Genomic DNA, 21,174 nt, shown 5'->3' with positions numbered 1-21,174 from the left:
GTGGCCATGTCACGGTCAAGGTCTATCTTTTCCGTCCACGCTTGGATCAAATGTCCTCCACCTGTCTTTCATTGGTTTACCGGGAGGCCAAGAGCCGGCCGGTTTGGGGAGGACGTCACAACGTTGAAGATGACCAGGAAAGCCGCTGCGGCCGTCTCGGCCACGGCGGTCATAGCCGCGCTCGGCGCGGGCCTGCTCCCGGGCACGGCCGTCGCGGCCGGTTCGGCCCCGGCCCCGCAGGACCCGGCCGACGCCGTTCAGGTCAGCACTGAACACAACATTCCGGGCCCGCTGACCGCCAAGGTCGAGGCCGAGCAGAAGGCCGCCACCGAGCAGCTGCTCGCCGGCACCGCGAAGATCGAGGAGCACGGCGGCAGCACCAGCATCAAGCTGGGCAAGGACAAGTACGTCGAGCTGGCCCGCGAGCGCACGGACAAGATCTTCACCATCCTGGTCGACTTCAGCGACCAGGTGGACACCACCACGAAGACCCCGGACGGCAAGGTCAAGTACGGCGGCACCCCCGGTCCGTCGCACAACCAGATCGAGAAGCCCGACGCGGCCACCAACAACTCGACGCTCTGGCAGGCTGACTACAACCAGCAGCACTACCAGGACATGTACTTCAGCAAGACCCAGGACTCGCTGAAGACGTACTACGAGAAGCAGTCCTCGGGCCGCTACTCGGTCGACGGCCAGGTCACCGACTGGGTGAAGGTGCCGTGGAACGAGGCCCGTTACGGCTCGGACTACTGCGGCCAGCACGTCTGCGCCAACGCGCAGGACCTCATCCGCGACGGCATCAACGCCTGGGTCGCCGACCAGAAGGCCAAGGGCCAGACGGACGCTCAGATCAAGGCCACCATCGCGCAGTACGACCAGTGGGACCGGTACGACTACGACCACGACGGCAACTTCAACGAGCCCGACGGTTACATCGACCACTTCCAGATCGTGCACGCCGGTGAGGACCAGTCGGCCGGCGGTGGCAAGCAGGGCACCGACGCGCTCTGGGCCCACCGCTCGTACGTCTACGGCTCCCAGCAGGGCTCGACCGGCCCGACCGGCAACCTGCTCGGCGGCACCCCGGTCGGTGACACCGGCATCTGGATCGGCGACTACACCATGCAGCCCGAGAACGGCGGCCTCGGTGTCTTCGCCCACGAGTACGGCCACGACCTCGGTCTGCCGGACCTCTACGACACCTCGGGCAGCGGGATCGACAACTCGGTCGGCTTCTGGTCGCTGATGTCCTCCGGCTCCTGGCTCGGCGAGGGCAAGAACTCGATCGGCGACATGCCGAACGACCTCGACGCCTGGAGCAAGCTCAAGCTCGGCTGGCTGAAGTTCGACAAGGCCAAGGCCGGCACCGAGTCGACCCACCACATCGGCCCGGTGGAGTACAACAGCAAGCTGCCGCAGGCGCTGGTCGTCGACCTGCCGAAGAAGACCGTCACCACCGAGATCAACACCCCGTTCGCGGGTGGCAACGAGTGGTGGAGCGGCAGCGCGGACGACCTGAACGTCTCGCTGGCCCGTGACGTCGACCTGACCGGCAAGACCAAGGCCGCGCTCAGCGCCAAGGCCTGGTACGACATCGAGCAGGACTTCGACTACGGCTACGCCGAGGTCTCGACCGACGGCGGCGCCAACTGGACCGCCCTGGACGGCACCTTCAACGGCGTCGCCATCCCGAAGAACGCCGCCAACAAGGCCGGTCTGACCGGCAACTCGGGCGGCAAGTGGGGCGACCTGTCCTTCCCGCTGGACGCGTACGCCGGCAAGGCCGTCAAGGTCCGCTTCCACTACACCACCGACGGCGGTCTGCACCTCAAGGGCCTGGCCCTGGACGAGATCGCCATCACCGCCGACGGCGCCACCGTCTTCACCGACGGCGCCGAGAACGGTGACAACGGCTGGACCCCCAAGGGCTTCTCCCGGATCACCGGCAAGTTCTCGAACGAGTACAACCAGTACTACATCGCCGAGAACCGCCAGTACGTCTCGTACGACCGCACCCTCCAGGTCGGCCCGTACAACTTCGGCTTCGGCGCCGCCAAGCCGAACTGGGTGGAGCACTACCCCTACCAGGCCGGTCTGCTGATCTGGCTGTGGGACGAGTCGCAGACCGACAACAACGTCACCAACCACCCGGGCTCGGGTCTGATCCTCCCGATCGACTCGCACCCGACCCCGATCAAGTGGGCCGACGGCAGCCTGATGCGTCCGCGCATCCAGGGCTTCGACTCGCCCTTCGGCTCGCGCCGGGTCGACGGCCTGACCCTGCACAAGAACGGCGTCGAGACCGTCGTTCCGAAGGCCAAGGGCGTCGACGAGTTCTCCGACCTGAAGTCGTACTGGTCGAAGGACAACCCGTACAGCAGCGTCATCGTCCCGAAGACGGGCACCAGCATCGAGGTCGAGAACGAGTCCTCGAACTACCTGGAGACCTGGATCCGGGTCCGTCCGGTCGACAACTGATCGCACCGAGCAGTGACGATCAGCCTCTGACCAGGCGCCTCTGATACACCGTCCGGCCCGTCCCCGCACCCGCGGGGGCGGGCCGGACGCCTTCCGGGGCGGTCCGGCCGGCGGGCCCGGCGGCTCCCCCGGCTCGGGCCCCGCCGATCGGGCCCCGCCGCTCGGGCCCCGCCGCTCGGGCAGCGCCGCTCGGGCCAGGTCCTACCTGCGGTCCGGCAGCAGCGCGACGAAGGCCTCCACCGCCTCCGCGACGTCCTTCTCCGTCCACTCCAGCGCGTCGGCCGCCACCGTCACCTCGGTCATCGACAGCCCCGGCAGCCCCTGCTCCCGCCAGGCGCCGAACAGCGCCGCCCCGGACCCCTCCACCAGCCGCAGCCCCGCCGTGTCCAGCTCCTCCGGGGTGTACGGGAGCCAGAGCTGGAACTGGTGGGTGTGCGGCGGTGCCGGGTGGACCCGGGCGCCCGGAACCGCCGCGAACCCCTCGACCAGCGCCGCCGCGACCGCCTTCGCGTGCGTCACGTACCCGGCCAGCCGCGGCAGTTCGCGGTCCAGCCCGGCCAGTGCGGAGAGCGCCGCGGGCCACTGCTGGAAGAGCTGCCCGCCGTAGCGGTGCCGCCAGGCCTTGGCGGTCCGGACGAAGCCCTCCCGGCCGGCCAGCGCGGCGCCGCTGATCCCGCCCAGGGTCTTGTAGAAGGAGACGTAGACGGAGTCCGCCTGTGCGGCGACCTCCGGCAGCGGGCGGCCGAAGTGCACCGCCGACTCCCAGATCCGGGCCCCGTCCAGGTGCAGCGCGGCGCCCTGTTCCACCCGGACCACCGCGGCCACGGCCAGCAGGTCGTCCCAGGACGGCAGCACGAACCCGGCCTCGCGCAGCGGCAGCTCCACGATCATCGCCGCGTACGGCTCGTCGAAGGCGCGCAGCTCGGCCACGGTCGGCAGGCGGGGCGCGACCGTGGGCCAGACGCTGCGCAGACCGCTCAGCACGGAGAGCGCCTGGCGCTCGTGCTGCTCGGTGTGGCCGAGCGGGTGCGTCGCGACCGTCCACAGGCCGGCCGCCTCGGCGTGGATCCGCAGCGCCACCTGCTGGGCCATGGTGCCGGTCGGGAAGAAGGCCGCGTCCTCGGTGCCGAGCAGCTCCGCGACCTTGCGCTCCAGGGCGCGGACCACGCCGTCGCCGTACATGTCCGGCCGCCGGTCCAGGTCGTACACGCCGCCGGCGTCCTCGGCCAGGTCGGCGAGCCGCTCGCGCATGCTCCGCGGCCGGGCGCCGGAGAGCAGCCGCTCGCAGCCGCGCAGCGCGGCGTAGCGGCGCTCCTGGAGGCCCGGACCCCGGTCGCCCTCGGTGGATTCGCTCCTGTTGGGATACATGCGTCGATGGTCCCGCAGCGGGGGCCTCCGGTCAGCGGTGCGGACGGCGCGCGCGCCGTCGGCTCCGCCGGCCCGTGCGGCGGCCCCGTGGAGCGGCCCCGGGGGGCGGCTCCGCAGGGCCTGGACGGCCCGCAAACGCCCGCGGCGGGTGGCACTGGTCACAGGACCCCCGGGCGGTACGAGCGGCCGTAGTAGGACCGCCGGAGGGGCCCTGCGGGCGCCTCCGCCCCTGAACGGACCATCCGATCGAATGATCGTTACTCCATCAGCTTGAATCTCCGGCGCAACGCTGACTACACGCCGTAGTAGGTCACACCGTTTGGGACTCCGCTCGGTGACGGTTACACCTGAGTGGTCCCCCGCTCAGCACGCCCGAACGGGCTCGTTGTGCTGTCCCCGTACGTCCGTGAGGTTGAGCTCCCGATGTCTTCCGTCCCGCCCATGGGGCCGGCCCTCCGCCGCCTCGCCGCCCGCGCGGCGACCCAGGCGGCGGCCTGGCAGCCCCGGCTCGGCCACGCCGTCCGCACCCACTCCGCCCCGCTGCGCGCCCTCACCGCCCCGCGGAACGCGCTGGCCCAGGGCCCGCTGCAGGCCACCCGGCACCGCACCGCCACCGCGGTCGGCGCCAGCGCGGTGATACTGTCCGGCGCCCTGCTGGTCGCCGCGCCCGGCAGCGCCTCGGCGCAGACGGTCATACCCACGACCCCCGGCAGCTCGGCGTTCACCGCCCCGCAGGGCGCGGCGCCCGCCACGGGCGTGGTCCAGGTGGCCGGTCCGAGCCCGTACAAGCTGGCGCACGACCAGGAGTCCGCCCAGCAGGACGTGGCCGTCGCCGCCAACCTCCAGGCCCCCGAGCCGCCCGCCGCCCCGGCGGCCTCCCAGGACCAGGCTCCGCCGGCCGAACCGGCGCCCGCCCCCGCCCCGGAGCCCGCGCCGGCCCCGGCACCCGCCCCCGCCCCCGCGCCGGCGCCCGCCCCCGAGTGGTCCGCGCCCGTGCCGGGCGCGCCGACCAGCAACCCGTACGGCGTGGCCAACCCCGAGTACGCGGCCGGCTACCACACCGGGGTGGACTTCGCGGTGGCCCCGGGCACGCCGCTGCTGGCCGTCGGCAACGCCACCGTGGTCTCCGCCGGCTGGGACGGCGCCTACGGCAAGGAGATCGTGCTCCGGCTCGCCGACGGGCGGTACGCGCAGTACGCGCACCTGTCGTCGATCTCGGTGTCGAAGGGCGAGAAGGTCTCGGCGGCCGAGCAGATCGGCCGGTCCGGGAGCACCGGCAACTCGACCGGGCCCCACCTGCACTTCGAGATCCGCTCCAGCAACCACTACGGCGCGGTGATCAACCCGATCGCCTACCTCTCCGGGCACGGGGTCACCGGGTTCTGAGGAACCGTCCGGGATTCCCGGGGCGGCCGGGTCCTCCGGCCGCCCTTCGGTGTGTCCGGCGGCGTGTCCGGCGGCGTGTCCGGCGGCGGTCGGGGCGGGCGCGCCGGACGGCGAACGGGTGAACGGGTGAACGGGTGAACGGGTGTCAGACGGTCGCCGCGGGGTGGTCGATCAGACCGCCGATCTGCAGCGCCACCCGCTGGGCGGCCGCCATCGCCTCCTCCAGCGTGGCCACCTTCACCGGGGCGCCGTCGGCGCGCTCCCCGGCCTCGCACTCGGTGACGTCCTGCTTGAGCAGGAAGAGCGCCGAGTTGATGGTGAACAGCGACATGGCGGCGCGCAGCCGGTCCTCGAAGGTGGCGTCCGGGCCGTGCACCAGGCGGACCATCGCGATCATGCGGTCGCGGAACTCCAGCCCGGCGGGCGAGTCGCGCAGCGCGGGCTGGTTCTCGTGGAAGAAGCGCAGCAGCGGCGCCCGCTCGGACATCCCGGCGGCGAACCGGCGGATCAGCTCGTCCCGCAGTCCGGGCGACCAGGGCTGCGTGCGGCCCCAGGCGATGGTCTCGTCGATCGGGGCGGCCATGCCTTCGACGATGCCGTGGACGATGTCGTCCTTGGTCTTGAAGTGGTAGTACAGCGCCGCCTTGGTGACGCCGAGCCGGTCGGCGATCTCGCGCAGCGAGGTCTGCTCGTAGCCCTGCTCGGAGAACAGCTCCAGTGCGACCGCGATGATGCGGGCCCGGGTGTCGCTGCGCGGGCTGTGCGTCGTACCCATGGCCTGCCTCATGCGTCGGTCGGAGTGCTGCGTTGGCCGGGCCCGGCTTCCGATGCCCGTCCCCCCGGCCACATTCTCCCTGCCCGGGGGGCCGTCGGAAAAACTGGCTTGACGACCGGCTAGTGGACAACTTACCGTGCCGACGGTCCACAAAACTAGCCGGGCGACAAGTAAGTAGGCCGAACAAGCGGCCAGCCCGACCGTCCGATCCAGTCCGGGAGACACCACCCCCATGTCACAACCCAAGTCCGCCGACCCGGCACCGGAGAAGAAGGCAGCCGAGGAGGAGGAGCCCGTCCGCTCCCCCCGCGAGATCCGCCTGGTCATGATCGGCCTGGTCGTCACCATGCTGCTGGCCATGCTCGACAACCTGATCGTCGGCACCGCGATGCCGACCATCGTCCGCGACCTCGGCGGCGCCGAGCACCTCTCCTGGGTGGTCACCGCCTACATCCTCGCCACCGCCGCCTCCACCCCGATCTGGGGCAAGCTCGGCGACCTCTACGGCCGCAAGGGCACCTTCCTCACCTCGATCGTGATCTTCCTGGCGGGCTCGGCCCTCTCCGGCCTCTCGCAGAACATGAACGAGCTGATCGGCTTCCGCGCGCTGCAGGGCCTGGGCGCCGGCGGTCTGATGGTCGGCGTGATGTCGATCATGGGTGCGCTGGTCCCGCCGCGCGACCGCGGCAAGTACCAGGGCATGTTCGCCGCGGTGATGGCGCTCGCCACCGTCGGAGGCCCGCTGATCGGCGGCTTCCTCACCGACCACCTGAGCTGGCGCTGGACCTTCTACATCAACCTGCCGCTCGGCGTGGTCGCGCTCGCCGTCGTCGTCGTCACGCTGAAGCTGCCGAAGGTCCACAACAAGGCCCGGATCGACTACGTCGGCGCGCTCCTGCTCACCACCGGCATCACCGCGCTCACCCTGATCACCACCTGGGGCGGGCAGGACTACGCCTGGGGCTCCAAGCAGATCCTGGGCCTGGCCGCGCTGGCCGCCGCCACCCTGATCGCCTTCTGTTACGTCGAGCGGCGGGTCGAGGAGCCGATGCTCCCGCTCGACCTGTTCAAGAACCTGAACTTCACCCTGGTCTCGCTGATCGGCTTCATCGTCGGCTTCGTGATGTTCGGTGCGACCGTCTTCCTGCCGCTCTACCAGCAGACCGTCCAGGGCGCCTCGGCCACCAGCTCCGGCCTGCTCCTGATGCCGATGATGTTCGGCATGCTGGTCATCTCGCTGGTGGTCGGCCAGGCGGTGACCAAGACCGGCAAGTACCGGATCTACCCGATCATCGGCACGATCGTGATGACCGGCGGCATGCTCCTGCTCTCCACCATGGGCACCGAGACCAGCAGCTTCACCTCCGCCTGCTGGATGGTCGTGCTCGGTGCGGGCATGGGCTTCCTGATGCAGATCACCATGCTGGTCGCGCAGAACAGCGTCGAGCTGAAGGACATGGGCGTGGCCAGCTCCACCGCCACCCTGTTCCGCACCATCGGCGGCTCCTTCGGCGTCGCGCTGTTCGGCGCGCTGTTCAACAGCCGGGTCACCGAGACCATGAAGGAGCGGCTCGGCGATGCGGCCGCGGGCGGCGGCAACGCCGACCCGAACCAGGTGAGCCTGGAAACGCTCAAGGCGATGCCCGCCCCGGTCCAGGACGCCTACCACCACGCGGTGTCCAACGGCATTCACACCGTCTTCCTCTGGGGTGCCGCGGTCGCGGTGATCGCGGTCGCCGCCGCGGTCTTCATGCGCGAGGTCCCGCTGCGGGGCGCCGGCGCCCCGCCGAAGGACGGCGACGGCGGCAAGGCCACCGAGCCCAACGCCGAGCCCGTCGCGATCTGACGCCGGCCCGGAGATCCCCCCTTCCGCCTCGGGAGGGGGGATCCGCGCTTTCCGGGGCCGCCGGTCACGGGTCCGCCGGAGGGGCGCTGTGCGGTGGGGTGGGGCGCTGTGCGGTGGGGTGGGGTGGGTGCGGTGGGGTGTGGTGCGGTGCGGCGGCCCGGGTGGGCGTCCCGCCGACGGTTCCGGGCTACTGCGGGAGCCGGTAGACGCCCTGCTCCACGGGCTCGACCAGGCCGTCCGCGACGAGGCCGTCCAGCGCCCGGGCCCGCTGGACCGGGTCCGGCCAGACGGCGTCCAGCCGGGCCTGCTCCACCGTGCCGTGCTCGGCCCGCAGCACCGCGAGCAGCTTCCCGCGCACCTGGCGGTCGGTGCCCTCGTACGACTGGCCGCGCCGCGCCGGGCCCTCGTAGGGCGGGCAGCCGGCCCGCTGCCAGGCGCAGGCGGTGAACAGCGGGCAGTCGCCGCACTCCGGCCCGCGGGCCGTGCAGACCAGCGCGCCCAGCTCCATCACCGCGACCGCCCACGTGGCGGCCGTCTCGGTGTCCGCGGGCAGCAGCGCGGTCGCCGTCCGGCGCTCCGCCGCCGTGGTGGCCTGCGCCGGGTACTCCACCCCGATCACCGCCCGGGCGAAGACCCGGCGGACGTTGGTGTCCAGCACCACGTGCCGCTGGCGGAAGGCGAAGGACGCCACGGCGGCGGCCGTGTACTCGCCCACGCCGGGCAGCGAGAGCAGCGTCGCGTGGTCGTCCGGGACCTCACCGCCGTGCTCCTCGGTGATCGCCACCGCGGCCGCGTGCAGCCGCAGGGCGCGCCGCGGGTAGCCCAGCCGCCCCCACATCCGCACCGCCTCGCCGGGCGCCTCGGCGGCCAGGTCGGCCGGGGTCGGCCAGCGCTCCAGCCACGCCGCCCAAGCGGGCAGCACCCGCTTCACCGGGGTCTGCTGGAGCATGAACTCGCTCACCATCACCGCCCAGGGCGTGGCCTCGGGGGTCCGCCAGGGCAGGTCGCGGGCGTTGGCCTCGTACCAGCCGAGGACGGTCGAGTGCAGCACCGGCAGCGGCAGCGCGAGCGGGACGACGACGGCGTCCGCCCCGGCCGGGCCGGCGGCGGTGGCCGGGCGGGCGGCGGGACGGGGGACGGCGGGGGTGACGGTGGTGGCAGCCATGGCCCTTCGATCCTCCCATGCCGGCGCGGCCGACCGAAGCGGAGTGAGGAGATCCGCATCTCACCCGAAAGCCCCCGATCAGCCTCGCCCGAACGGCGCAAATGGCGGATCATGTGAAGGAAGGGGCGACTGTGCGGTGTTGGTGCGTCAAGGGGCACACACTGTCTCGTAGAGTTTGGGCGTGCCCTCTCTCCGTCAACCCGTCGGACCGCTGCCGGCCTCGATCTACTGGCGGCGACGCCTCGTCGTCGCCGTCGCCGTCGCCGCGGTCATCGCCCTGGTCTACTGGCTGATGTCCGATCAGGGCGGCGGTGACGGCGGCTCGGCCGGCAAGGCCGCGCAGGCCGCGCCGTCCCAGACCCCCGCCCAGGCGATCACGCCCGGCGCCTCGCCCAGCGGCCCCGCGAACAACTCGCGTCCCGGCAGCGGCGGGAGCGGCGGCGCCGGCACGGGCGGCGGGGCGGTCTCCGGTTCCGGCGGCGGCGACGTCAGCCTCAGCACCGGCGGCACCACCGGCGGTGGCACCAACCCGGCACCCACCGGCGGGACGACCGGAGGCGGTGCGGCGGCGGGCGGCGCAGCGGCCGGCGGTTCCGGCGGTTCCGGCGGCGCAGCCGGTGGCACGGGCGGCGGTTCCGGCGGCACCGGCGGGACTCCCCCGGTGAACACCTCCGAGGTGATGGCCCTGCCGGTCTGCGTCTCCTCCCAGGTGACCCTGGAGCTGGCCGGCGCCCAGAACGCCTACCAGCCCAAGGACAAGCCGAAGCTGGCACTGACCGTGCACAACGCCTCTGGCGCCAACTGCCGGGTCGACCTCGGCCGCACGGCCTCCGCCATCACCGTGACGGCGAGCAACGGCGACCGCGTCTGGTCCTCCGGCGACTGCCCGCAGGACCGGGGCAGCAGCTGGGTGCAGATCCCCGCGAACGGCAGCCTGACCGAGACCTTCACCTGGGACCGCGTCCGCAGCAAGCCGCAGTGCGCCACGGCCGATCCGGCCCCCGCGCCCGCCGGGAACTACCTGGTGGTCGCCGAGCTGACCGGCCTCTCCGGGGGCCAGGCCTCGGCGCGCTCCTCGATCCGCCTGGAGAGCTGACCACTCCTCACCACCGCCGCACCGCTCCTCGTCGTCCCGTTCGCCCCGGCCGGTTCCCGCGCCGGGGCGTCGGCGTCCTCCGCGCGGGCAGCGGCGCGGTGGCGCGGGGTACGGGCGTCCCGGCCTCGGCAACGCGGCCGGCCCCGGGGATCCGTGGATCCTCGGGGCCGGCCCGGCAGCTACCCGGCGGCCGGGCGCTCGGGCGCCGGCGCCTTATCTGGCCCCCCGTCAGACGTGGCGCTTCATCAGACGTAGCGCTCCAGGATCGACGACTCGGCGAGGCGGGAAAGGCCCTCACGGACCGAGCGGGCCCTGGTCTCGCCGACGCCCTCGACCGTCTGCAGATCGTCGATGCTGGCCGCCAGCAGCTTCTGCAGCCCGCCGAAGTGCTCGACCAGCCGCTCTATCACCGTGTTGGGCAGCCGCGGGATCTTGGCCAGCAGCCGGTAGCCGCGCGGCGAGACGGCCGAGTCCAGCGACTCCGGCGTGCCCGAGTAGCCGAGCGCCTTGGCGACCGTCTGCAGGTCCAGCAGCTCGGCGTGGGTCAGCGCCTCCAGGTCGGCCAGCACCTCGGTGACCGTCCGGCCCTTCTTCGCGGCCCGCTCCGGGAAGTAGTCCCGGGCGACCAGCTCGCGCTCCGGCTCGACGCCCGCGATCAGCTCGTCCAGCTGCAGCGAGAGCAGCCGGCCGTCGATGCCGAGCTCCAGCACGTAGCCGGCGATCTCGGTGGCGATCAGCCGGACCATCTCCAGCCGCTGCGCCACCGCGGTGACGTCCCGGACCGTCACCAGGTCCTCGATCTCCAGCGCGGAGAGGGTGCCGGCCACCTCGTCCAGGCGGAGCTTGTACCGCTCCAGGGTGGCCAGCGCCTGGTTGGCCCGGGAGAGGACGGTGGTGGAGTCCTCCAGCACCCGGCGGGTGCCGTTGACGTACATCGCGATCAGCCGCATCGAGTGCGAGACCGCGACCACCGGGAAGCCGGTCTGCCGGTTGACGCGCTCCGCGGTGCGGTGGCGGGTCCCGGTCTCGTCGGTGGGGATGGTCGAGTCCGGCATCAGGTGGACCCCGGCCCGGACGATCTTGGTGATGTCCTTGTCCAGCACGACGGCGCCGTCGAGCTTGCACAGCTCGCGCAGCCTGGTCGCGGTGAACTCCACGTCCAGGACGAAGCCGCCGGTGCAGATCGACTCGACCGTCTTGTCGAACCCGAGCACGATCAGACCGCCGGTGTTGGCCCGCAGCACCCGTTCCAGGCCGTCACGCAGCCCCGTGCCGGGGGCGATGGCGGTGAGGGAGGCCCGCAGCAGGGCCTCCTCGCGGGAGGACTTGTCCGCCCGGTCGCTGGCTGCCACGTGACTCCTCCGGTCGACCCCGTACCGCGCGCCTCGCGCGGTGCGCCGGCCTACGGTCTGTTGCTCTGTCGCTTAGTACTGCCTTATCACCAATGAGACAGGGGAAAGTCTAACTGCGACCGGCATCGACAGGGCTTGGGTCAGCGCAGTTCGTCGGAGTCGAGCGGCTCCCACCCTTCCATCAGCTCCTCCGGGTAGGCGGCGACGGGGGCCGGGGCGGCGGCCCGGCGCGGGGTGGGCGGCGCCGACGCGGCCTCACCCCGCGGCTTCGCGGGACGGCGGCGGCCGGGGATGGCCCGCAGCGCCTCGCCGATGTCCGCCACCTCGACGACCTTCATGCCGGCCGGCACCTTGCCCGGGTCCGGCGGGACCAGCGCGTGGGTGAAGCCCAGCCGGTGCGCCTCGGCCAGCCGCCGCTGCACACCCGTCACCCGGCGGACCTCGCCCGCCAGGCCGACCTCTCCGATCGCCACCAGGTTGCTCGGCAGCGGGGTGTCGGAGGAGGAGCTGGCCACGGCCAGGGCGACCGCGAGGTCGGCCGAGGGCTCGCTCAGCTTCACCCCGCCGACCGTCGCGGTGTAGATGTCCTGCTTGCCGAGCTTGACCCCGCCGTGCCGCTCGACCACGGCCAGGATCATCGCGATCCGGGGCGATTCCAGGCCGGAGGTGGTGCGGCGCGGGGACGGGATCTGCGAGTCCACCATCAGCGCCTGCACCTCGGCGACCAGCGGGCGCTTGCCCTCCAGCGTGACGGTCAGACAGGTGCCCGGGACGGGCTTGTCACGCCTGGTCAGGAAGAGGCCGGACGGGTCCGCCAGGCCGGCGATGCCCTCGTCGTGCAGCTCGAAACAGCCCACCTCGTCGGTGGCGCCGTACCGGTTCTTGACCCCGCGGATGAGCCGCAGCCGGGCGTGCCGGTCCCCCTCGAAGCTCAGCACCACGTCCACCAGGTGCTCCAGCAGACGCGGGCCGGCGATCTGGCCGTCCTTGGTGACGTGGCCGACCAGCAGGGTGGCCATGCCGCGCTCCTTGGACGCCCGGATCAGCGCGTTCGCCACCTCACGCACCTGGGCCGGGCCGCCGGGGGCGCCGTCCAGCTCGGCGGAGGCGATGGTCTGCACCGAGTCCAGGATCAGCAGGCCGGGACCGACCGCCTCGATGTGGCCGAGGACGGCCCCGAGGTCGGACTCCGCGGCCAGGTAGAGGTGCTCGGAGAGCGCGTTGATCCGGTCCGCGCGCAGCCGGACCTGCCCGGCCGACTCCTCGCCGGTGACGTAGAGCGTGCGGTGCTGCGCACTGGCCGCCTTGGCCGCGACGTCTAGCAGCAGGGTGGACTTGCCGACGCCCGGCTCGCCGGCCAGCAGCACCACGGCGCCGGGGACCAGGCCGCCGCCGAGCACCCGGTCCAGCTCGGGCACGCCGGTGGAGCGGGCCGTCGCCACCTGACCGTCGACCTGGGCGATCGGGCGGGCCGGCGCGCTGACCGGCCCGGCGGCCGTCGTCCGGATCGGCACGGCGCCGTACTCCTCGACGGTGCCCCAGGCGTTGCACTCGGGACAGCGGCCGACCCATTTGGGCAGCTGGTTACCGCACTCGGTGCAGCGGTACGCCGGGCGCGGCTTGGCGGTGGTCTTGGAGCGGGCAGCCATGCGGTCACCGTAGCGCCTGGGTACGACAACGCGGGTCCGGCCCGGGGCGGGCGGGGTTCGACGGCAGAGGTCCGCCGGTACACGAACAGGCGATGCTGTTACCCGAAAGAAGTACAACAGCAGGGAACAGCCCGGATCCCCCGCCCCCGCTCTCTACCGTCGGACGCGTGACGACGAGTGCTGAAGCGCCGCGCGACCCCGTGCTCGCGGCGTACGACCGGCAGGTGGACGGGCTGTTCACCTACTGCCTCTCGGTGCTGTGCGAGCACGGGGCGGCCACCGCCGCCCTGCGCGAGGTCCGCGAGCTGGCGGTGCGGCACGCGGCGCGGCTCGCCGAGCCCGGCCTGGTGCGGGCCTGGCTGTACTCGCTGGCGCGCTACTGCTGCCTCCGCCGGCTGGAGGACGGCGCCGGCAGCGGGGCGGGCCCGGGTGCGGTCGGCAGCGGGGCGGGCCCGGTCGCAGCGGGCCCGGTCGGCGTGGCCGCGGCCGGGGGCCCGGTCGGCGTGGCCGCGGCCGGGGGTGCGGCGGTCGCGGCCCGGGGCGGCGTGTCCGAGCCGGAGGCGGCGCGGCGGCGGCGCGAACTGGCCTCGCTCGCGTGGCCCGAGGCGGCCGGCACCGACCCCGAGCAACGCGAGGCGCTGGAGCTGTCGGTGCGCCACCGGTTGACCCCGATCGAGGTGGCCGCCGTACTGGGCCTCCCGTTCGACGCCGTCCGGGCCCTGCTCGCCTCGGCGGAGGCCGAGGTCGGCCGGACCAGGGCGGCCCTGCTGGTGCTCGGCGTCGGCAGCTGCCCCGAGCTGGACCGGCTCGGCGGCGCGGGCGCGGAGAGCTGGCGGGACTGGGTGCTCGGTCCGGCCCTGCGCCGAGAGCTGGTACAGCACGTGGTCGACTGCCCGACCTGTCGGGGCACCGCCGAGCGGGTGGCCGACGAGGTGTCGGCGGGCACCGCCGGCCTCTCCGGGCTCCCGGTGCTCAGCGCGCCGCCCGCGCCGCCCACGCCGACCACGACCGCGCCGACCACACCGACCGCGACCGCGCCTCCGTCGGCCGGGGGCGGGGCCGGGAACGGCAGCGCCGGCCACGTGCACTTCCTGCCGCACGCGGCACCGGCGGGCCGGCGCGCGACCGGGCCGGCCCCGGTCGTCGAGCCGTGTCTGCGGTTCGACCAGGGCGGGTTCCCCCGCCACCGGGCGCCCGACGCGGCTCGCGGGCTCGCGGTGCGGCGGCGGGTGGTGACCACGGGGGTGCTGGCGGCGGTCCTGGCCGCGCCGGTGGTCGCGCTCTGGGCCGGGCACCGGGGCGGTGGCGGTCCGGGCACGGCCGCGGCGGTCTCCACGGTCCGGGTCGACGACGACGCGCGGTCCGCCGGGCACCGGCCGGGTGGCCTCCGGCCGGACGGCGGGCCCGGTCGGGGCGGGCCGGGCGGCGGCGCGGCGGGCGGCGGCGCGGCGGGCGGCGGCGCGGCGGGCGGCGGCGGGTCGGGGGACGTCGCCCCCGCAGTGGCCGGACTGGAGCTGGCCTGGGCCGGGCCGGCGGCTGCAGAAACGTTGCTGCCTGGGCTGCTGGGGCCGGCCGTCCCGGTACCCGCGCACGGCGCGACCCCGCTCGGCAGCCCCACCCTGGTCGCGGCGCCGGCCCCCGCGACCGGACCGGGCGGAGGCAACGGCTCCGGGCGGGGCCCGGACGCCCCGGCCCCGGCCGGGCTGCTGACCGTCGAGGCCGGCGAGTACGGCAACCGGACCGTGCTCACCCTCACCAACTCCGGCACCACGGAGATCCGCTGGCACGCGGTGGTGGACGCCGCCTGGCTCCGCCTCAGCCGGGACGCCGGGACGCTCGCACCGGGCCAGCGGATCACCGTCATCGTCAGCGTCGACGACGACCTCGCGCCGACCGCGCCGTGGACCGCCCGGATCGCGCTGCCGCCCTCGCAGGCGGTGGTCACCCTGGAGGGCGGCCCGCACCGCCGCGGCGGTGCGACCCCGGTCGAGCCGGCCGAGAGCCCGACCGAGTCGGGCCGGCCGTCCCCGGGCGGGACGCCGTCGGCCACCCCGACCGGCGGGGGGCCGAGCGGCGGCGGGTCCGGCGGAGGCTCCGGCGGAGGTGGACCGACGGCGGGGCCGTCCGGCTCGCCCACGCCCGGTTCCACCGGTTCACCCGGCTCGAACGGCTCGCCCGCGCCGACGGGCGGACCGGCGTCGCCCACGGCCGCGCCGTCGTCGCCGGCGCCGAGTCCGAGTGCTTCTTCGGCCCGGCCGGGGCCGTCCGGGGCGCCGTCCGCCCCGGCGTCGTCGGCGTCCCCGGCGAGGTCGGCGCCGGCGTCGGCCCCGGGAGGCACCCCCGGTGCACCGGCGTCGTCGCGCTGAGGCCGGGCCGGGGCGCGGGAGCGCCGAGGGCGTACCGACGGCGGCGTGCCGACGGCCGCGGTCGGCCCGACGGTCGCGGCCGGCCCGGCATGCCGGGGGACCGAGGACCGCGGTCAGAGCCTGCGGATCGGCGGCACGCGGTAGGTGCCGTCGAGCACGGCCTGTGTCGGCTGGTAGAGCCGGATGATCGGGCGGAAGCCGCCCTCCGGGGTGGGCAGCCAGTTCGCCGCCGCGGCCGGGTCGGCGGGCGGCTCGTGCTGGAGCAGGAGGGTCAGCGAGCCGTCGTCGCCGTACACCAGGCCCGGGGTGCGGTCCCCGATCGCGTAGCGCTCGATCGGGTTGGCGACCAGGTAGTAGTCCGGCAGGCCGTACATGGTCAGGGACCAGAAGGCCTCGGCCGGCGGGGGCTCGTCGAAGTGCAGCGTGTACGCGTGGGCGCCGCTCAGCGGGCGGCCGTCGGCGTCGTCGTAGGTCATCGCGAACACCGCCTCGTACGCGTGGTTGCCCCAGAGCCCGGCGCGGGCGGCGGCGGCCCGGCTGAGGTAGGCGGCCCGGCGGTCGGGGATGCGCCACTCGGGGTCGTCGATGGTGCCCGGGCCCAGGTAGTCGGTGTTGAAGTCGAAGAGGTGCAGCCCCGAGCGCCACTCGCCGGCCGGGTGGTCCTCGGGCGGCCGGGTCGCGTCCTCGACCCGCTCCCGGCCCGCCGCCAGGCCCTTGAGCAGGGCGGCGGTCCACTCCGGCGCGGCGGCCCGGTACGGCGAGGGATCCGGATCGAGCAGGCCCAGGGGGGCGAACCGCCGCTGGTACTCCACGTCCCGACCGGCGGGCGGGAAGGCCGCCATCCAGACCCGGAGCCGTTCGAAGAAGGCCAGCCGCTCGGGGACGTCCGGGTCCGGCTCGGGCAGCCCCGCGACCAGCCCGCCGGGCTCCAGCGGGCTCAGCGTCAGCGCCTCCTGGAGCGCCCGGACCCGGGGCAGGTCGTCCGGGCCGGTGCAGGCGAAGCGGCCGACGATGCTGGCGATCGTGGTGGGCGAGACGATGACGCGGCCGGGATCCGGCGGGATGCCGTGCCACTTCGGCGGGACGATCAGCCACGTCTGCTCGCCGGTGCCGGTGGCCCGGCTGCCGACGTAGGCGAAGTTGTCGGTCCAGGCGTCGACGAACTGCAGGACGTAGTACGCCCCGGCGGTGTCCGGGACGTGCAACACCTGCGGGCCCTCGGAGAGGTCGAGCTGGGCGATCGAGTAGACGATGTCGTTGTTGACGGAGACGAAGGGGTCGCCCGGCTCGGCCAGCCGGGTGGCGTGGCTCAGCCGGTTGAACGGGGCCGCCGGCAGGGTGCCCATGCCGCCCCCGGTGAAGCGCTCGACCATGGTGAGGTCGGAGACCAGGGGGTAGCCGTAGACGTAGGCGTCGGCGGCCAGGGCCTCCAGCTCGGGCTGGGTCATCGGGGGTCCTTCTGGGGTCCTGGTGGGGGCGGGGCGGCGGGCGGCGGTCCGCTGCGGAGCGGCGCCGGGCCGGGGCTCAGCGGGGTGTGAGCGGGGGTGGCGTCCAGCGGCCGTCCAGCACCTGTGCGTCCGGGCCGTAGAGCCGCAGGACCGGTGTGAACGGCCCGTCCGGCGCGGGCAGCCAGTTGGCCGAGTGCTGGGCGTCGGCGGGTCGCTTGTGCTGGAGGTAGAGCGTGAGACCGCCGTCCGGGTCGTGGACCAGACCGGGGGTGCGGTCACCGATCGCGTACCGGTCGAGGGTGTTGTCGACCAACCGGCGCTCCGGCAGCCCGTACATGGTGACCGACCAGAGGAACCGCGCGGGCGGCAACCGGTCCGGGGCGAACCGCAGCACGTAGTCCCGGTCGCTGGCGTTCGGCGGGCCGTTGCCCTCGCTGTCGACCGTCCAGCCGCCGTACCAGGCCTCCCCCTCGGGCAGCCCGTACAGCCCCTTCATCGCGCCGACCGCCTGCTTCAGGTACGCGGTGCCGATCTGTTCGCGGGTGCCGAAGAGACCGGACGAGTCGGCGGTCCGCTCGGCGGCCCGCTCCAGTTCGGCGCGGCCGTCGGCGATGCCGCGCTCGATCTCGGCGCGGACCTGGATCGGCAGGGCGGCCGGCTCGAACTCGCCGCGGCCGTCAACACCGAGGTCGGTGAGGCGGCCGCGCAGGTCGGCCTCGGCGGGGAGGACCGGGAAGAAGCCGAGCAGGAAGTCGAGGAACGAGAAGAACTCGATGGTGTCCAGCACCTCGTCGCGCCAGACCGGCCAGATCGGGTGCGGGGCCGGCTCGGGCGCGGGGGTGCCGGCGTACTCGTGCAGCGGGCGCAGTCGGTACTGCTGCTGGAGCGCCCTCAGCTCCGAGACCGCCGCCGGCGAGGCGTCGGCCAGGTGGGTACGGCCGACGATGCCGACCAGCTCGGTCGCCGTGCGGATGACGCTCGTGATGCCCGCCGGGACCTCCCCCCGCCAGCCGGGACCGGCCACCAGGTGGTCGCCGGCCTCCTGGCCGGTGGTCCGGGCACCGATGAACCCCGCGTACACGGTGTCGAGTTCGTGCACCGGGAGGACGTAGTAGCGGTCCTCCGCCGGGACGGACACCACCCAGGGCTCGGTGCGCAGGTCCAGCCAGGCCCAGGAGCAGGGCATGTCGTCTTCCGGGGCCAGGACGTCCGGGGCGAGGACATCCGGCGCGAGGACGTCCGGGGCGACGAGGTCGCCGTCGACCCGTGCGAAGGGCTGTCGCTGCTCGTGCCGGAAGACCCCGAAGCCGCCGGCGTACTTCGGGTCGGCGTCGTCCACAGCCTGTGCATAGAGGGTGCGGTAGTTCCGCAGGACGGGATAGCCGCGGACCCAGGCCTCGGCGGCGGTCGCACGGATGGTGGCCGGGTCCACGAGTGCCGGGTTGACCATGCTGACGCACTCCCCAGGGGCGGGATGCCCGAGCCTCGCTCGCAGACATCGGTCACAATTCGGACATACAGGTACACGGGGATGCTATGCGGAGCGGATTCGGTCAGCACCTCGGACGCGGGCGGCGGGTCCGCTGCAGGTGCGGGGCGGGCGCGGGCGTTCTCGGTCCCAGGCGGCCGGGGCTTGCCCGCCGGACCGTGCGCCGGGCCGCACGCCGGGGCCGCACGCCGGGCCAGCACGCCGGGCCAGCACGCCGGGGCCGCACGGTACCTCTGCCGACAGCGAATCCGCGTGTGCGGGCGAATCCGGGCATGCAGTCTTGCCCGTATGAGAATCCTGCTGCTCGGCGGATCGTCGTTCCTGGGACGGGCCTTCGCGACCGAGGCCCTCGCACAGGGCCACGAGGTGACCACGTTCAACCGCGGCCGTTCCCACGACGACCCGCCCGGTGTCGAGCCGGTCCGGGGCGACCGCGACCGCGCCGACGACCTGGCGCGGCTGGTCGAGCGGCGGCACTGGGACGCCGTCGTGGACACCTCGGCCCAGCAGCCCGCCCAGGCCGCGACCTCCGCCCGCCTGTTGCGCGAGCACGCCGACCACTACACCTTCGTCTCCTCCGTCCACGCCTTCGCCGACTGGCCGGCCCAGGCGGTCGACGAGGACTCCCCGCTGCGCCCGTGCCCGGCCGACACCCCGCCCGACCAGCCGTTCGACAGCGCCCTCAAGGCCGGCTGCGAGCGTGCGGTACAGAAGTACTTCGGCGCCGAGCGGACGCTGATCCTCAACAGCGGGTTGCTGATCGGCCCGCACGAGAACGGGGGCCGACTGCCCTGGTGGCTGGAGCGGATGGCCCGCGGCGGCCGGGTGCTGGCACCGGGCGATCCGACCCGGGCCATGCAGGTCATCGACGTGCGCGACTTCGCGGCCTTCGGCCTGGACGTGCTGACCGCCGGGCACACCGGGCGCTACATCACCACGGCTCCGCCCGGGAGCATCACCTTCGGGGAGTTCCTGCACATCTGTCGGGACGTGGTCGGCGCACCGGTGGGCGGCGGTGCACCCGCCGAGCTGGTCTGGGTCGAGGACGGCCCGCTGCTCGCCGAGGGGCCGGACAGCGTCCAGCCGTGGAGCGAGCTACCGCTCTGGGCGCCCTCGGGGCCGGACTTCGCAGCCGTCTGGCTCGCCGACACCTCCCGGGCCCAGGCGGCCGGTCTGCGGTGCCGACCGTTCGCCGAGACCGCGCGCGACACCTGGGCCTGGCTCCGACGGCGCGGGCCGGCCGAGGACACCGACGGGGACGGCCGCAAGGGGCGCAAGGGTGCCCACGTCCGGCAGGGAATCGTCCCGGCCAAGGAACAGCGCCTGCTCGCCGCCCTGGCGTAGCGCGACGGGCCCGGAGGCGCGGGCACAGACGCACGGCGACAGACGCACGGGCGCGGGGGGGGGCGGGCGCACCGGCGTGGACGCACAGACGGCGGGCCCGGGTGTGCGCGCACAGACGGCGGGCCCGGCCGTACGCACAGGGGGTGCGGCGGGCGGGCCCGTCGGCTGGCATGCTCCGGGCCGGCTGGCATGCTCCGGGCCGACGCCCCCCGGCCGGAGTCCCCGGCCCGGGCCTCCCGGGGCCGACCTTCCCCGGGCCGGCGCCGCCGGCCCCCTCCCCGGGCCGGGGACTCCCCCTCAGTGACTACGCCGGGTGACCAGCTCCGCCAGAGCGAGCAGGTCGTCGGCCGCGGAGGGCTCGGGCACCGCGACGGCCAGCTGGGCGAGCGCTGCCGCCATCCGCTCGCAGGACTCCCCCTGCGCCCAGCCACGCCCGCCCGCCCTCTCGACGGCCTCCGCACAGCGGCGCAACTCCTCGGGGCTGAGCACCCGTTCGAGCGCATACAGCTCGGCCAGGACCCGGCCTTCGGCCGTCCCGGAGCCGAGCGCCGCCACCACCGGCAGCGACTTCTTGCGCGCCACCAGGTCCGCACCGACCGGCTTGCCGGTGACGGCCGGGTCACCCCAGATCCCGATCAGGTCGTCGATGAGCTGGAACGCCAGTCCGATCTCGCGGCCGAAGCCGTCCAGCGCCTGGGAGGCCTCCTCGGAGGCGCCCGCGTACCGCCCGCCGATCGCGCAGGCGGCACCGAGCAGCGCACCGGTCTTGGCCTCTGCCATCGCCAGGCATTCGGGGAGCGAAACGTCACTGCGCTGCTCGAAGGCGCAGTCGATCTGCTGACCCTCGCAGAGCTCGACCACGCAGTCGGTCAGCCGGCGGATCGCGCCCTGGGCGGCCGGATGGCTGTCCTCCGCGAGCAGGCGCAGGGCCAGCGAGTGCATGGCGTCGCCGGCCAGGATGGCCTCGGTGGTGCCGAACACCCGCCAGGCGGTGGGCCGGTGGCGCCTGGTCTCGTCGCGGTCGATGACGTCGTCGTGGAGTAGCGTGAAGTTGTGGACCAGCTCGACGGCGGCCGCCGCCGCGGTCGCCGAGCCCGGGCTGCCACCGAGGGCCTGGGTGGCGGCCAGGACCATCGCCGGCCTGATGGCCTTTCCGGAGGGCGCCGCCACGGGCGATCCGTCCGCCTCCCACCAGCCGAAGTGGTAGCCCGCGACCTTGCGCATGGAACCGGGCAGCGAGTCGACGGCGGCGCGCAACACCGGGTCCACCAGGCCACGGGCGCGGGCGAGCACGTCCGCCGCCTCGTTCCCCTCGCGGTGATCGCGCTCCAATGTGAAGATTCCCATGAATTCCTCCCCCTCATGAGGTGGCCGGCGCTGCCCGGCCGGGCCTGTTCCGCCCGGCCGGG

The 21,174-nt window shown here is 74.1% G+C and carries 14 protein-coding genes; 6 read left to right on the top strand and 8 right to left on the bottom strand.

Features of this window, described 5'->3' with window-relative positions; all coding sequences use genetic code 11:
- The first annotated feature begins 129 nt into the window (after nt 1-129).
- Nucleotides 130-2,481: an immune inhibitor A domain-containing protein gene (locus MCM47_RS23425; RefSeq protein ID WP_238863650.1), complete on the top strand. Its 2,352-nt coding sequence runs from the start codon at nt 130-132 to the stop codon at nt 2,479-2,481.
- Between the two features lie 201 nt (nt 2,482-2,682).
- On the opposite strand, the gene MCM47_RS23420 is transcribed toward MCM47_RS23425, so the two are convergent.
- Complete coding sequence (locus MCM47_RS23420; protein ID WP_238863649.1) at nt 2,683-3,849, bottom strand: low specificity L-threonine aldolase; 1,167 nt, start codon at nt 3,847-3,849, stop codon at nt 2,683-2,685.
- A gap of 441 nt (nt 3,850-4,290) precedes the next feature.
- Between MCM47_RS23420 and MCM47_RS23415 the strand changes: the two genes are divergently transcribed.
- A complete protein-coding gene (locus MCM47_RS23415; RefSeq protein ID WP_238863648.1) occupies nt 4,291-5,235 on the top strand; it encodes a M23 family metallopeptidase in 945 nt (314 codons plus the stop codon).
- Between the two features lie 145 nt (nt 5,236-5,380).
- Here the strand turns inward: MCM47_RS23415 and MCM47_RS23410 are convergent, their stop codons facing one another.
- Complete coding sequence (locus MCM47_RS23410; protein WP_238863647.1) at nt 5,381-6,010, bottom strand: TetR/AcrR family transcriptional regulator; 630 nt, start codon at nt 6,008-6,010, stop codon at nt 5,381-5,383.
- 232 nt (nt 6,011-6,242) lie between these two features.
- Between MCM47_RS23410 and MCM47_RS23405 the strand changes: the two genes are divergently transcribed.
- Nucleotides 6,243-7,856, top strand: coding sequence for an MDR family MFS transporter (locus MCM47_RS23405; RefSeq protein ID WP_374209190.1), 1,614 nt, complete (start codon nt 6,243-6,245; stop codon nt 7,854-7,856).
- 187 nt (nt 7,857-8,043) lie between these two features.
- On the opposite strand, the gene MCM47_RS23400 is transcribed toward MCM47_RS23405, so the two are convergent.
- The gene (locus MCM47_RS23400; protein WP_238863646.1) at nt 8,044-9,021 is read right to left on the bottom strand and encodes an A/G-specific adenine glycosylase; all 978 of its coding nucleotides are present in this window, start codon (nt 9,019-9,021) and stop codon (nt 8,044-8,046) included.
- A 181-nt stretch (nt 9,022-9,202) separates the two neighbouring features.
- Here MCM47_RS23400 and MCM47_RS23395 point away from each other — a divergent pair, with 181 nt between their 5' ends.
- Nucleotides 9,203-10,117, top strand: a complete 915-nt coding sequence (locus MCM47_RS23395) for a hypothetical protein (RefSeq protein WP_238863823.1) — start codon at nt 9,203-9,205, stop codon at nt 10,115-10,117.
- Between the two features lie 245 nt (nt 10,118-10,362).
- Here MCM47_RS23395 and disA read toward each other — a convergent pair whose 3' ends face one another.
- Nucleotides 10,363-11,421, bottom strand: a complete 1,059-nt coding sequence (disA, locus tag MCM47_RS23390; protein ID WP_238863804.1) for a DNA integrity scanning diadenylate cyclase DisA — start codon at nt 11,419-11,421, stop codon at nt 10,363-10,365.
- 188 nt (nt 11,422-11,609) lie between these two features.
- The gene (gene radA, locus MCM47_RS23385; protein ID WP_238863645.1) at nt 11,610-13,118 is read right to left on the bottom strand and encodes a DNA repair protein RadA; all 1,509 of its coding nucleotides are present in this window, start codon (nt 13,116-13,118) and stop codon (nt 11,610-11,612) included.
- A 167-nt stretch (nt 13,119-13,285) separates the two neighbouring features.
- Here radA and MCM47_RS23380 point away from each other — a divergent pair, with 167 nt between their 5' ends.
- The gene (locus MCM47_RS23380; protein ID WP_238863644.1) at nt 13,286-15,484 is read left to right on the top strand and encodes a sigma-70 family RNA polymerase sigma factor; all 2,199 of its coding nucleotides are present in this window, start codon (nt 13,286-13,288) and stop codon (nt 15,482-15,484) included.
- A 113-nt stretch (nt 15,485-15,597) separates the two neighbouring features.
- Here MCM47_RS23380 and MCM47_RS23375 read toward each other — a convergent pair whose 3' ends face one another.
- Together MCM47_RS23375 and MCM47_RS23370 are read right to left on the bottom strand one after the other, a co-directional pair.
- A complete protein-coding gene (locus MCM47_RS23375; RefSeq protein WP_238863643.1) occupies nt 15,598-16,932 on the bottom strand; it encodes a DUF1254 domain-containing protein in 1,335 nt (444 codons plus the stop codon).
- A 76-nt stretch (nt 16,933-17,008) separates the two neighbouring features.
- The gene (locus MCM47_RS23370) at nt 17,009-18,382 is read right to left on the bottom strand and encodes a DUF1254 domain-containing protein (RefSeq protein ID WP_238863642.1); all 1,374 of its coding nucleotides are present in this window, start codon (nt 18,380-18,382) and stop codon (nt 17,009-17,011) included.
- 327 nt (nt 18,383-18,709) lie between these two features.
- Between MCM47_RS23370 and MCM47_RS23365 the strand changes: the two genes are divergently transcribed.
- Nucleotides 18,710-19,765: an NAD-dependent epimerase/dehydratase family protein gene (locus MCM47_RS23365; RefSeq protein ID WP_238863641.1), complete on the top strand. Its 1,056-nt coding sequence runs from the start codon at nt 18,710-18,712 to the stop codon at nt 19,763-19,765.
- Nucleotides 19,766-20,062: 297 nt separating this feature from the next.
- Here MCM47_RS23365 and MCM47_RS23355 read toward each other — a convergent pair whose 3' ends face one another.
- Complete coding sequence (locus tag MCM47_RS23355) at nt 20,063-21,112, bottom strand: family 2 encapsulin nanocompartment cargo protein polyprenyl transferase (protein ID WP_238863640.1); 1,050 nt, start codon at nt 21,110-21,112, stop codon at nt 20,063-20,065.
- Between the last annotated feature and the right edge of the window lie 62 nt (nt 21,113-21,174).

This window comes from Kitasatospora sp. A2-31 (assembly GCF_022288725.1).
GTDB lineage: Bacteria > Actinomycetota > Actinomycetes > Streptomycetales > Streptomycetaceae > Kitasatospora.
This window is presented reverse-complemented; position numbering and strand designations above follow the sequence as displayed.